The organism is Rhizobium alarense, from assembly GCF_021555155.1.
In the GTDB taxonomy this organism is placed as follows: Bacteria; Pseudomonadota; Alphaproteobacteria; order Rhizobiales; family Rhizobiaceae; genus Rhizobium_D; species Rhizobium_D alarense.
Genome location: NZ_JAKGBU010000030.1, coordinates 1 through 11,806 on the forward strand (window position 1 = coordinate 1; position 11,806 = coordinate 11,806).

At 61.7% G+C, this 11,806-nt stretch carries 12 protein-coding genes; 6 read left to right on the top strand and 6 right to left on the bottom strand.

Translation table 11 applies throughout. The features are described 5' to 3' along the window. From repC to repA, 3 genes are all read right to left on the bottom strand, one after another. The coding region (gene repC / locus LXM94_RS11380; RefSeq protein WP_235771415.1) for a plasmid replication protein RepC at positions 1-835 on the bottom strand (835 nt) is incomplete at its 3' end. 167 nt (positions 836-1,002) lie between these two features. Continuing rightward, entirely contained in the window at positions 1,003-2,031 is a 1,029-nt protein-coding gene (gene repB, locus LXM94_RS11385) for a plasmid partitioning protein RepB (protein ID WP_235771416.1), read from the bottom strand. A gap of 126 nt (positions 2,032-2,157) precedes the next feature. Next, complete coding sequence (gene repA / locus LXM94_RS11390) at positions 2,158-3,372, bottom strand: plasmid partitioning protein RepA (RefSeq protein WP_235771417.1); 1,215 nt, start codon at positions 3,370-3,372, stop codon at positions 2,158-2,160. A 517-nt stretch (positions 3,373-3,889) separates the two neighbouring features. Here repA and LXM94_RS11395 point away from each other — a divergent pair. Beyond that, positions 3,890-5,086 carry an aromatic ring-hydroxylating oxygenase subunit alpha gene (locus LXM94_RS11395; RefSeq protein WP_235771418.1) on the top strand — a complete coding sequence of 399 codons (1,197 nt, stop codon included), beginning with the start codon at positions 3,890-3,892 and terminating at the stop codon, positions 5,084-5,086. 15 nt (positions 5,087-5,101) lie between these two features. On the opposite strand, the gene LXM94_RS11400 is transcribed toward LXM94_RS11395, so the two are convergent. The 3 genes from LXM94_RS11400 to LXM94_RS11410 all read right to left on the bottom strand — a co-directional run bounded on the left by LXM94_RS11400 (position 5,102) and on the right by LXM94_RS11410 (position 6,890). Continuing rightward, the gene (locus LXM94_RS11400) at positions 5,102-5,794 is read right to left on the bottom strand and encodes a sulfotransferase family protein (RefSeq protein WP_235771419.1); all 693 of its coding nucleotides are present in this window, start codon (positions 5,792-5,794) and stop codon (positions 5,102-5,104) included. A 68-nt stretch (positions 5,795-5,862) separates the two neighbouring features. Next, positions 5,863-6,267 carry a YybH family protein gene (locus LXM94_RS11405; protein ID WP_235771420.1) on the bottom strand — a complete coding sequence of 135 codons (405 nt, stop codon included), beginning with the start codon at positions 6,265-6,267 and terminating at the stop codon, positions 5,863-5,865. Next, a complete protein-coding gene (locus LXM94_RS11410) occupies positions 6,264-6,890 on the bottom strand; it encodes a TetR/AcrR family transcriptional regulator (RefSeq protein WP_235771421.1) in 627 nt (208 codons plus the stop codon). The genes LXM94_RS11405 and LXM94_RS11410 overlap by 4 nt, the downstream gene beginning before the upstream one ends. Before the next feature lie 141 nt (positions 6,891-7,031). Between LXM94_RS11410 and LXM94_RS11415 the strand changes: the two genes are divergently transcribed. From LXM94_RS11415 to LXM94_RS11435, 5 genes are all read left to right on the top strand, one after another. Next, positions 7,032-8,111 (top strand): polyamine ABC transporter substrate-binding protein, encoded by a 1,080-nt coding sequence (locus LXM94_RS11415; RefSeq protein ID WP_235771422.1) that lies wholly within the window; start codon positions 7,032-7,034, stop codon positions 8,109-8,111. 203 nt (positions 8,112-8,314) lie between these two features. Then, a complete protein-coding gene (locus LXM94_RS11420; RefSeq protein ID WP_235771424.1) occupies positions 8,315-9,178 on the top strand; it encodes an ABC transporter permease in 864 nt (287 codons plus the stop codon). Between the two features lies 1 nt (position 9,179). Beyond that, complete coding sequence (locus LXM94_RS11425; protein WP_235771426.1) at positions 9,180-9,971, top strand: ABC transporter permease; 792 nt, start codon at positions 9,180-9,182, stop codon at positions 9,969-9,971. Beyond that, the gene (locus LXM94_RS11430; protein WP_235771427.1) at positions 9,968-11,047 is read left to right on the top strand and encodes an ABC transporter ATP-binding protein; all 1,080 of its coding nucleotides are present in this window, start codon (positions 9,968-9,970) and stop codon (positions 11,045-11,047) included. The genes LXM94_RS11425 and LXM94_RS11430 overlap by 4 nt, the downstream gene beginning before the upstream one ends. A 17-nt stretch (positions 11,048-11,064) precedes the next feature. Beyond that, the gene (locus LXM94_RS11435) at positions 11,065-11,796 is read left to right on the top strand and encodes an MBL fold metallo-hydrolase (RefSeq protein ID WP_235771428.1); all 732 of its coding nucleotides are present in this window, start codon (positions 11,065-11,067) and stop codon (positions 11,794-11,796) included. Positions 11,797-11,806 lie beyond the last annotated feature (10 nt).

Here is an 11,806-nt window from a genome sequence, read left to right on the forward strand (position 1 = left end):
GCGTCGCGGCCTGCTGAGTTTCGAAGCTGGGTTCAAGTTCATTGATGGATTCGGTATTTGAATTCTGTTTGTGATGACGAATATCGTTGGCATTGCCGTCGCTTTTTGATGAATTAATCCATTTTTCCAACAGGATGACGATTTCCGCACGCAGCGCGGCGAGCTGCGTCCTTACGCTTTCGACCCCGTCCAGCGATTTCACCTGGCCGAGCTGCCCTACGTCGCGAACATATCGCGCTTCCAGACCCGTCCAGTCCCCTTCAACGCCTTCCTCCATCGCGGCCGAGAGCAGTTTGCGAATGTCACGGCGCAGGATCGTCACCTGCTCTCGCCGGATCCGGATCTCGCGCCGTTCCGCCTCCACGGCCTGAGCCATCTGTGCCAGTTCCTCGGCTCTTGTCACGAGCGGCGCCAGGCTGAAGCCGTAGGCCTCATCGATCGCACCACTGTCGTTCTTGCGTGCATATCGTTTGCCGTTGGGGCTGTCCCTGCGATGAACCAGGCCGGCCTGGACGAGCAGCGCCAGATTCTCGCGCAAGGTCGTTCCCGCGATCCCATGAGCCCGCACCGAGAGCTGCGCATTCGACGGAAACACGACGAGGTGGTTGTCAGCCGACAGATGCGTGTCCGGGTAGAAGGACAACAACGCATTGAGGACGGAAAGCGCGCGGTCCCTCAGTCCCAGCAGGGCCCTCGCCTCACAGACATCGCGAAACACCTTCCATTTGTCGACGGACTTGCCGACCGGAATCTCGCTCGAATCCAACTGGGTTTTAACCAGCGCAAGCGTCATCCTCCGCCGCCCGAAGGGCGTCGTCACTTCATGCGTCTGCATGTCTTTCACCTTTCCTCAGGCAAAAGAAATCCGATCACCCAAAATGATGCCAAAGACGCTTGACTGTGATTCGGGGAAATGCGATTCTGTGACTGTCTAGATCAGAGAAGGGCTTCCACGACGGCAACGTTTGGGGGCCTTTTTCTTTTGCGTTCAGTCTCCGTTCTTCATTCCGTATGGGCTTTCTCGAAAGCCTCGTAGAGGCGATCGAGATTGTCTTCGATATAGGCACCGAAGGCCGCGGCCTTCGGTGCCTGCAGCGCGAGCGTGAATTTCTTCCCGTCGAGCGTGATCTTCGCCTTGACCGCGCCGTCCTGGCGCTGCCACGTCCGTGCAGCGGACTTCGGGGAACGGGCACCGGATGCCGCCGCGCCCGCCGTGCGGACGGCTCTTTCCAGCATGTCGAACCGTCGCTCGCCGTCCGCGGTGAGATAGTCGTCGCGCCGTAGGAGCAGCCGTGCCCTTGCGAGGCTCTCAGGATTCTCGATGCGCGTCGAAAGGTCGTGCCAGCGGTCACGTCCGACCTCACGCGCCGACTCGATGCTGCTCAGGACATCCTGCGGGATCCGCTTGCTCACCGAGAGCATCTTCGAAAGCGTCGTCTTGTCCGCATTCATGGCCGACATGATCGTATCGCGGTCAAAACCACGCTGCTCCAGACGATGTGCAAACATCGCCTTTTCGATGAAGGACAGGTCGGCGCGCGCCGAATTCTCCTGGCCCTGCGCAATCACGTGATCGCGGTCGTCGAGATTCTTCACGACGGCCCGCACCGTGCGGCCGAGTTCCTTCGCGGCCCGAACCCGCCGGTGACCGAAGGCGATCTGGTAGCGGCCTGTCTTGTCGGGATGCGGCCGAACCAGGACGGGGGAATCCTGACCATGGACACGGATGGCCTCGACAAGGTCGCGGAACGCGTCGTCGATCCGCTGCAGGCGGTCGCTGACGAAGGAATCCTCCACCAGATCAGGATCGAGATCCACGATGATCTGCCCGGTGACGAGTTTCTCCTCCATTGCCCTGGCTGCGTCCGCCCGCGCCGCAAGCGCATCGATGCTGCGCGTGACCGCCCCGAGCGCGCCCTTGCTCTTGAAGGCCGACGACAAGCGCTCGGCGGTCTCCTCGGGCTCTGGGTTTACCGCAGTAAACTTCTTCGTGTCGTCCATCAGGCCGGCGAGGATATTTTTACGCGCCATGAACATAGCTCCTCCGCGCCGAAACAAGGCGAACCGACTGGCCCCATGGGAACAATCTTTCCCCACACGTCATGGTGCGGTCGGTGCCGTTTGCGGTCACCGTGTTTACCGCAGTAAACCGAAGGCTCATTTGCGCCCCCATGTGCGGTGAATGAGCGTGGCGATCTCGTTGTTGACCGCGTCCATGGACTCCATTGCCCGATCGTAGGTCGAACGGATGAAGGCACTGCGTTCGACCTCGTAGAGCGTCTGGTTCGTCATCGCGGCATCGGAGATCGCCACGCTTCGTACCATCGGATTGGTCAATACGTGGTTCTTGAACATCGAGCGCATGAAGGCGACCATCTGCGTCTGCGGCCCGTCCTGCGGGTCGTAGCGGGTGACCAGATAGCGCAACCAGTCCAGCCGCATGTCGCCTCCGGCGCCCTTCAGCGTGTTCAGCACCTCGCCAAGCATCTGCAGGAACTGGCACATCGACATGACGTCGAGCATCTGGGGGTGCACCGTGATCAAAACCGCCGTCGCCCCGCAGATGGCGCTCATCGTCAGGAAGCCGAGTTGCGGCGGGCAGTCGATCACGACGACGTCGTAGTCGTCGGCCACGGAAGCGAGCGCCTCGTCGAGGCGGGCGAAAAAGATGCGGCCGTGCTCGCCGGCATTGCCCTGTGCCAGGATGCGCGGCGTGTCGTGTTCGAACTCCATCAATTCCAGGTTTCCCGGCACGAGGTCCAGGTTCGGGAAATTCGTCTTGCGAATGATGTCGCTCAGCGGCCGCCTGTGCTCATCGTAACGGATGGCGCCGTAAAGCGTCTCATTGTCGCCCACATCGAATTCAGGCTGCACACCATGGATCGCCGACAGCGACGCCTGCGGATCGAGATCGACGGCGAGCACGCGGTGCCCGGTCAGCGCAAGATGCTGCGCGAGGTGCGCGGCCGACGTGGTCTTGCCGCTGCCACCCTTGAAGTTGACGACGGCAATGACCTGCAAGTGCTCGCTGTCGCGGCGGCGCTGGATGTAACGTGTGCCGGCGCGCGCGTTCTGCTCCAGGAAAACCCGCATCTCCTCCATTTGCCCGGCCGTATAGGACCGGCGTCCGGACGCCGTGACCTGGGGGAGGGGGCCCTTGCCTTCCAGGGAAAGATTGCGAAGATAGCCGCTCGTCACACCGAGGAACCGTGCCACCTCGGCAAGATGAAACTCCCGCAGTCCCTTCTGGGCCTTCGGGGGAAACATTTCGAGGCGGTGCTGCTTCAGCTTGTCCGACAGCTCATGCGCCTGCTCGATGATAAGCCGGTCGACTTCGGAAATCGTCTTTTCGAAGGATACAGCCATATTCATTGAAAACTCTCAGATGCGATTTTTTCGCTACGTTCGCGACTAAATCGCATTTAGTTCCGATTCTCTCGCCGTGACAAGGCGAGTCCGCCGGCCTCAACAGGAATCGGAAGGCCGCTGGTTAAACGCTTTGCCCGTATACGCTTTCAAAACAAGGTCTTGTGGAACACTCACCACCGGAATTGCACCGTTACCATAGACGGGCGAACCCGATCCGCCGGCGACGGTATCCGACCGGCAAACGACGAACCGCGCCCGACTCAGCTTGCTGCGGCCGACTCGACAGCAACTCCATAGACCCCGGCACGATTGGCAAGGCGCCGTGCAGGTACGCTGTCCCGTGCCGTGACTGCCATCGTTGCCTTACTGTGCACTACAGGGCAGGGGCCTGAGATCGACGATCGCACCCTGCGCAGGTGCCGATACGATCAAATTCTATTGATTGACAGTTCATTCAAATTCAATGCAGATTAATATGGACAATCATATATTTCATCTGCACAAATAAAAGGATCGTGTGATGAATGATGCTCATCACTCGCAGTCTTCTTCACCGCTTCTCGACCATTGCCCGCCGTCGCTGCCGGTGGAGGATTATCGCGATCCGGCCTGGCATGCGGCGGAGGAGAGGGCGATCTGGCGCCGCCACTGGATTTATGTCGGGCGTGAAAACGCTCTGCCGCCGATGACGATGCGGCGCATTTCGCTGGCAGGACAGAATCTCCTGCTCCTCAGGGACGGGGAGGGGACCGTGTCGGCCTTCCACAACACCTGCCGCCACCGCGGCGCTGAACTTTGTTCGGTCGATGAAAAAAAACTGCGATCCCGGTTGATCGTCTGTCCGTATCATCAATGGAGTTACAGCCTGACGGGCGACCTCGTGCGCACGCCCTTCGTTTCGATCCCCGATGATTTCCGAAAGGAGGAGCATGGCCTTTACCACGTTCCCGTGCAGGCGTGGAACGGATTTCTTTTTGTATCGCTTGCCGATGCTCCACCGGATTTCAGGGATGCGCCGGATCTGGGCGATGCCGCGCTCGACAACTGGCCGATGGCAGACCTCGTTACTGGGCATGTCTGGGTGAAGGAGTTGCAGTGCAACTGGAAGATCTTCTGGGAAAATTACAACGAGTGCCTGCATTGTCCGGGCATCCATCCGGAACTGTCAGAGAGGGTGCCTGTTTATGCCAGAGGGTACATGGCTGCGAACGAGGCTCCCGATTGGGCACCGGATACGGGTCAAACTCTTCCGGCGCTCAAAGCGGGGGCCCGGAGCTGGACCGTCAATGGCCTGGCCTGCGGCCCCGAATTCCCCGATCTCAGTCGCGCAGAACGGGAGGCGGGCCAGACTTTTGTCACGCTGCTGCCGACGATGTTCATCGTCGCGCATGTCGATTATGTGCGCGCCGTCTCACTTCGACCGCTCGGACCGGAGCGTACGGAGCTCAGGGCCGAATGGCTTTTTCCCGCCGAGACGCTTGCAGCGCCGGGTTTCGACCTCGCCAATGTCGTCGATTTCGCAACGCTCGTGATGGCGCAGGACGGCGCTGCCTGCGAAATGAACCAGCGCGGTCTGCAATGCGACCGGTTCCGGCAGGGCACCCTTATGCCCCAGGAGTTTGACGTCTTCCGCTTCCAGCAATGGGTACGTCGGCAACTTCCCGGCGGCGGGATGGGGCAGGGGAGTTGGGTCCCCGTCACGCACGGCGACAGCTAAGGTCGACCATCGTGCTCAGGGTTCGACCTCGGGATAAAAGAGCGCGAAATCCCGGCGGTAGCGGCCGTGGACGAGGCTGCGAAGCTCGGGCGTGTAGAGCTGGCCCAGCTCCGACCTTTCGGACCGGCTGGCATTCACGAGGCCAAGATCGCGCAGCACCGGCATTCCGCGGGCGCAAAGCATGGTGTTGAGCGCCTGCCAGTCGTCGCCGATCGTCTCGACGCGCCCCACGTAGTCCGCCACGACGCGGCCGCGCCAGTCGAGGAGCATTCCTGCTTGGGAGCGCAGATGCACATCGACGCGCCGGTCAGGCGTCGCAGCCACCTTTCGGACGAAAAGGTCGAACGGCATACCGTGCTCGATGCCCATGCGCTTCATATTCTGCGAGGCGTTCTCGTTTTCCTGCAGCTTGTTCTGGTAGCAGGAGACAAGCCGGTCATAAGGGTTGCGAACGAAGGTGAAGCAGAAGAACCTGGGATAGGTCTTCCTGAAGTCGCGGAGCATCACGATGTCGCTTCCCGGGTGCTTCTTCCAGAAATCGTCCTTCGTCGTACCGCGCAGGGTCTTCTCGTCGATGTCAGGCACCATTAAAGATGCGAGCGCCTGCTTGATCGAGGAATTTGCCGCCTTCGGCACGCGCACATAGGCGAGGTTGTGGTCCTTGAGCACGATAATGCTCTGCCGCTTTTTCTGCCTGAACCAAAACATCGCAATGTATCTACCCTGCATCGATAGCGGACACCCTAGCAGCCGGGATCGGCCGCGGTCGAGAGCCGTCACATCGCCGAAAGATGTTCGTGCACCGCGATCCACCCGGCCTCGCCGGCTGCGACGAAGACGATGGTTTCCCGTTCGCGATTGCTGAGGGTCTCGCCCTGAAGCTCGAGGCGGGTGTCCACGGTATGCGTGAAGATCGCGGCGCTGCCGGCAATCTGCACCCGGCGCTCGCTCGAACAGCAGGAAAGAACGCGGAACCCGTCTCGCTCGACCCAGCCGTCCCATTCGTTTTCATATTCGGCGCGGCTCTCGAGGCGCCGGTCGATATTGTGGAACACGAAGGTCGCATCCGTGGCAAAGGCCGCGAAATAGGCGTTCCGGTCGTTGCGGGCGAAAGCGTCCACGAGCCTGTCTGCTGCAGCAAGAACAGCGGCTTCCACCGTCGGCAATGTCCGAACGTTCATGCGGGCTTCACGCTGCTGATCAGTTGGGCGATCGGCCGATGCTGCGCGGAGACCTGCATCTTTAGATCCTCGAGCGGCATAGCGTCCACCTTGCAGAACTCGATGAACATCATGTTGAGATTGTTGAAGAAGACCTCGCCAATCGCCCTGGCATCGACGGCAGCGATCACGACGCCCTTGCGCTGCAGCGTTTCCATCAGTTCCACCACCTGCGCGCAGAGCCGGCCGTCGAGTTCCGTGTAGCGTTTGGACAGCGGTGTTTCAGGCTGCTGGATGGAAATCGCCATCGCCGTCCGCCACATCGCCTTCGAGAGGTAAAACAGCGAATGGTCGTAATACTGATTGATCAGGGCACGCAGGGCCTCTTCGACGTTGAGCGGCGGCGCCGCGACGATCTTCGCGCCTGCTTCCAGCACCTCCGTCACTTCCATGGCGACGGTCGCTACAAGGATATCGCCCTTGTTCTGGTAGTAATTGTAGAGCGTGCCGACCGAGACTTCGGCAAATTCGGCGATGTCCTCGATCCGGGCATTGTCATAGCCTTGATCTCGGAACAGCGTCGTCGCTGCTTCCAGGATACGACGGTTCTTGTCCGCCTTCTGTTTCGCCCGTAGTCCGGCCATGGAACCTCCTTTGGAATCTCCTCAAAAATGATATTGACTTAAAAAATGAACTCGTTCAATCTTTTTCTCAAGGCGCCGGAACGAGCGCCATCACGATCAACCGAAGGCCACGACGGACGCCTTCGACAAGAGGGAAACAAGATGAGGAAATCCATTTCAAGCGGGCTCTCCCGCTCCCGGCTGCTGACAACCGCCGCTGCGTTCGCCGCCATCTGCGCGACAAGCGTCCGCGCAGAGGATGAACTGAATGCGCTCGTGTGGTGCGATCATACAGACCCGGTACTGATCGAACCCTTCGAGAAGGCGAACAACATCAAGGTAAATCTCAAGGAATACGAGGGAACCGGCGCCGGCCTCTCGATCGTCGAGCAGTCGCGTCCGGGTGACTGGGACGTCTTCGTCATTGACGGCGTCGACGTGCCGCGCGCGGTCGAGATGGACCTGCTTGCGGAACTGCCGGCCGATGCCCTGCCGAGTGCCGACATCTTCCCGGAAGTCCGCATGGAGGACAACAACGCCAAGGACGGCAATATCTACGCCGTGACGGAGAAGTTCGGCTACAACACGATCTCCTACGACAAGACCAAGGTCGATCCGGCCGACATGGAGGACCTCTCCATCATCTGGTCGGACAAATATGCCGGCCGCATCGCACTTTATGACTATTATCTCCCGATGGTCGGCCTGACCGGCATCGGTATCGGCAAGAAGACGGCGGAGCTGACCGAAGCCGACCTGCCGGCGATCAAGGAAAAGCTCTTTGCGATGAAGAAGGTGGCCCGCCAGGTGAGCGACGTCGTCGCCTCGCAGACGGCTCTTGCGACCGGCGAAGTCGATATCCTCGTCGGCGGTGGTGAGTGGATCACGGCCGGCCTTTCCGCCGAGAAGCCGAACCTCGACTGGACGGTGCCGAAGCAGGGTGCGCTACGCTGGGCGCAGTCGATCGGCGTCTTCAAGGATTCGACCAAGCAGGAGCTCGCCCTGAAGTTCGTGCAGTACATCCTGAGCCCCGAGGGCCAGGCGCGGCTTGCCACCTCGTCCTGCTACTGGGCGATGCCCGCAAATGCCAAGGCCGGCGAACACCTGACCGACGCCCAGAAGGCGGCGCTGCGCTGGGACAAGCAGGCGGACTATCTCAAGAACACGCAGCTCTATCCCGTCGTCGATGGCGACCTTGATGCCGCCATGCAGGACGCATGGACGGAGATGCTGCAGAAGTAGGATTGGCCCCGAAAATCCCTCCTCCTCGGGGGAGGGAAGGGGACGACGAACGCGCGGCAGCACGGTGGTCTCGTGAGCGTTGCTACGAACTGCGCATCACAAGGGGAGGGGTGCCGGCGTCGCCTGCCTCCTTCGAAAGACAACAAAGCAGAAATTCGCCCCGCGCTCGGCTCGTCCTGAAGCGTGAACGGAGTCTCATATCGATGACCGCCACCCCACTCGAAAGCGCCGAGCGCCGCAGGGCCTGGTCATTCGCGCTGCCTGCGCTTTTGTGGACCGGCGCGTTCTTCCTCGTCCCGTTCCTCTACATGGCGGCGATCAGCCTGTGGACGCGGCAGGGACGCGACCTCGTCGCCACCTGGACGTTCCACAACTACGCGGATTTCTTCGGCAAGGCCCATCTCTTCAAGGGGCTGGTCGTCTCGCTGGAAATCACCGCAACAGTGACGGTCATCTCCGTCCTGCTTGCCTATCCGCTTGCCTGGATCATCGCCGAGCGCGTGCCGAAGCGCTGGCAGCGCTTTGCCCTCATCATGGCGATCCTGCCTTTCTGGACCTCCTATGTCGTGCGCTCCTATTCCTGGCTGCTGGTGCTCTCGAAGGGCGGGGTGGTCAACCAGGCGCTGCTGTGGACCGGCATCATTTCGGAACCGCTGGAACTGTCGGCCAACCGCACCGGCACGATCATCGGCTTCGTGCACTTCTTCGTCATGCTTTTGACGCTGACGGTCTACGCGAACCTCATCCAGCTCTCGCCGAACTACCGACGCGCCGCCGCCGATCTCGGCGCGAACGCCTTCCAGACCTTCCGGCATGTCATCCTGCCCCTGACGCTGCCGGGCATCATGGTCGGCGCCTTCCTCACCTTCGTGCTTTGCATCGGCGACTACATCACGCCGCAGATCCTCGGCGGCAACAACGAACTGGTGCTGCCGCAGGTGATCATGCTGCAGCTCGGCCGGCGCGCCGATTTCCCGATGGCGGCCGCACTCTCGATCGTGCTGATGGTGGTGGTGACGATCGCCTATCTCGCCTGTGCCCGCTGGCTGAAGATGGAGAGGACCTGACATGCGCCACCTCCAGACCCTTCTCGCCGTCGTCTATGCCGGCTCGATCTATGTCTTCATCTTCCTGCCGGTCGCCGTCCTCGTGCTCTTTTCCTTCCAGGACGGCACGCTGCCGGTGCCGCCGCTGCACGGCGTGACGCTTCGCTGGTACGAGGCGATCTTCGCCGATCGCGACCTGATGGCGGCGCTCGGCAATTCGCTCATCGTGGCATTGATCTCCTCGGCCGTCGCCTGCCTGCTCGGTTTCCTCGCCGCCTATGCCTTCGCGCGCTACCGCCTTCCCGCATCCGGCCTGCAACGGGCGCTCATCGTGGCGCCGATGACGGTCAGCACGCTGATCATCGGGCTCGGCCTGCTCTCGCTCTTCAACCGGCTGAACATGCCGCTGTCGCTCTGGACCATCGGCATCGGCCATGTTGTCATCAACCTGCCGCTCTGCTTTGCCATCATCTACGCCTCGATGGGCGGCCATCAGGTGAATATCGAGCGGGCCGCGCGCGACCTCGGCGCGCCGGACTGGAAGGTGATGGCGCTGGTGACCGCGCCAATGCTGATGCCGTCGATCCTCGCTGCCTTCTTTCTCTCCGTCACCTTCAGCTGGGACGAGTTCATCGTCGCCTTCCTGCTGTCGCGCTTCGACGTGACGCTGCCGGTCGAGATCTGGAGCATGCTGCGCTCCGGCCTCGACCCCAGGACCAACGCCATCGGCAGCGTCGTCTTCCTCGTCTCGGTCCTGTTCCTGCTCGTCATGGAACTCGCCGTCTTCCGCAAGAAACCGGGAAATCCGACATGACCGCCGACGTCTCCATCCGCAATGCCACCAGGCTCTTCGGCGCGTTCCAGGCGCTCGACGACGTGTCGCTCGACATCGCGGCCGGCGAGTTCATCGTGTTGCTCGGCCCCTCCGGCTGCGGCAAGACCACGCTTCTCTCCATCCTCGGCGGTTTCCTCGAGCCGACCTCCGGCACCGTTTCGATCGGCGGGCGCGAGATGACGCACGTACCGCCGGCAAAGCGCCCGACGACGACGATGTTCCAGGACTATGCCCTCTTCCCGCATATGCGCCTCATCGACAATGTCGGCTTCGGCTTACGCATGCGCGGCATGAGCAAGGCGGAGCGGGACGAAAAAGCGCTTGCCTTCCTCGATCTCGTCGGTCTCAAGGGCTCCGCCGGCAAGAAGCCGCACGAACTGTCCGGTGGCCAGCGCCAGCGCGTGGCGCTGGCCCGGGCGCTCGCCGTCGATCCGGACGTGCTTCTGCTCGACGAGCCGCTCGGCGCGCTCGACCTGAAGCTTCGCCGCCAGATGCAGGACGAATTGAAGGCAATCCAGAAGCGTGTCGGCACGACCTTCGTGCATGTCACGCACGACCAGGAGGAGGCGATGGCGATCGCCGACCGCATCGTCGTCATGAACCAGGGCCGGATCGAGGATGTCGGCGCGCCGGCATCGATCTATATGCGGCCGCGCTCGCTGTTTTCGGCGGGTTTCATGGGCGAGGCGAACTTCCTGCCGGCGACCGTCTGCGGTATGGCGGCGGGGCAGACGGAGGTGGAGACGGCGGTCGGCCGGATCGCGCTTCCCGCTTCGGCCTTCATCAGTGTGCCGGCGGCTGGCACGGACGTTACACTCTGCATCCGCCCCGAGCACTTTCGGGCCGGCGAAAGAAACGGAGCGACGATTTCGCTGGGCCGGGCGCGCATCCGCGACACCGCCTTCTTCGGCACGCATCATCGCTGCCATCTGACGACCGAATCCGCCCCCGTGACGCTTCTGACGGCGCATCTGCCGCAAACGGCGGAGATTGCCGAGGGCCAGATGATCGATCTTGTTGTGGACGCCCGCGATCTGGTAGCCCTGTCGGCGTGAGGTCGGGAACAATGACCATGAAGCGCATCGCGCCAGAGGACTGGTACAGCATCCGCCGTCTCGGCAACGACGTGACCTCCATCTCAGAGCCCTTCATCCAGGAATTCTACCGCTGCAACATCTGGCACGTGCGCGGCCGTGATCGGGACATGCTGGTCGACAGCGGCATGGGCGTCGTCTCGCTCACCGAATGGGTGCCGCTCGTCACCGAGCGTGACCTGATCGCCGTCGCCAGCCACACCCATTTCGACCATATCGGCTGCCATCACGAATTCGAATGCCGCGCTGTGCATGCCGCAGAGGCGGAGCTTCTCGCCAATCCGACGCGGGAAAACACGCTTGCCGATCCCTATGTCACCGACGACATCTTCGACGCACTGCCGCCCGAGCCCTATTGCTCCAGGTGCTACGCCGTGAAGAAGGCGCCGGCGACGCGCATCCTGGAAGACGGCGACGTGATCGACCTCGGCGACCGGCATTTCGAGGTCATCCACACGCCGGGCCACTCTCCCGGGGGTATTGCGCTCTACGAGAAGGCGACGGAAATTCTGTTCTCGGGCGACATTCTCTATGACGGGCCGCTGATCGAGGACATCTACCATTCCGACGCAAAAGACTATGTAACCTCCATGGAGCGCCTGCTGACCCTGCCGGTCCGGCTGGTCCATGGCGGGCATTTTCCCAGTTTCGGGGCCGAGAGATACCGCCAGCTCATCAGAAGCTGGCTCAACGACAAACAGAAAAACTGACGGGAGACCC

Bases quoted from the DNA above. Each gene is read 5' to 3' on its own strand.
- LXM94_RS11410 (WP_235771421.1), bottom strand. From the start codon at position 6,890: ATGGCCGGACTACGGGCGAAACAGAAGGCGGACAAGAACCGTCGTATC.
- LXM94_RS11420 (WP_235771424.1), top strand. From the start codon at position 8,315: ATGACCGCCACCCCACTCGAAAGCGCCGAGCGCCGCAGGGCCTGGTCA.
- LXM94_RS11395 (WP_235771418.1), top strand. From the start codon at position 3,890: ATGAATGATGCTCATCACTCGCAGTCTTCTTCACCGCTTCTCGACCAT.
- LXM94_RS11435 (WP_235771428.1), top strand. From the start codon at position 11,065: ATGAAGCGCATCGCGCCAGAGGACTGGTACAGCATCCGCCGTCTCGGC.
- LXM94_RS11430 (WP_235771427.1), top strand. From the start codon at position 9,968: ATGACCGCCGACGTCTCCATCCGCAATGCCACCAGGCTCTTCGGCGCG.
- LXM94_RS11400 (WP_235771419.1), bottom strand. From the start codon at position 5,794: ATGTTTTGGTTCAGGCAGAAAAAGCGGCAGAGCATTATCGTGCTCAAG.
- repB (WP_235771416.1), bottom strand. From the start codon at position 2,031: ATGGCGCGTAAAAATATCCTCGCCGGCCTGATGGACGACACGAAGAAG.
- repA (WP_235771417.1), bottom strand. From the start codon at position 3,372: ATGAATATGGCTGTATCCTTCGAAAAGACGATTTCCGAAGTCGACCGG.
- LXM94_RS11425 (WP_235771426.1), top strand. From the start codon at position 9,180: ATGCGCCACCTCCAGACCCTTCTCGCCGTCGTCTATGCCGGCTCGATC.
- LXM94_RS11405 (WP_235771420.1), bottom strand. From the start codon at position 6,267: ATGAACGTTCGGACATTGCCGACGGTGGAAGCCGCTGTTCTTGCTGCA.
- LXM94_RS11415 (WP_235771422.1), top strand. From the start codon at position 7,032: ATGAGGAAATCCATTTCAAGCGGGCTCTCCCGCTCCCGGCTGCTGACA.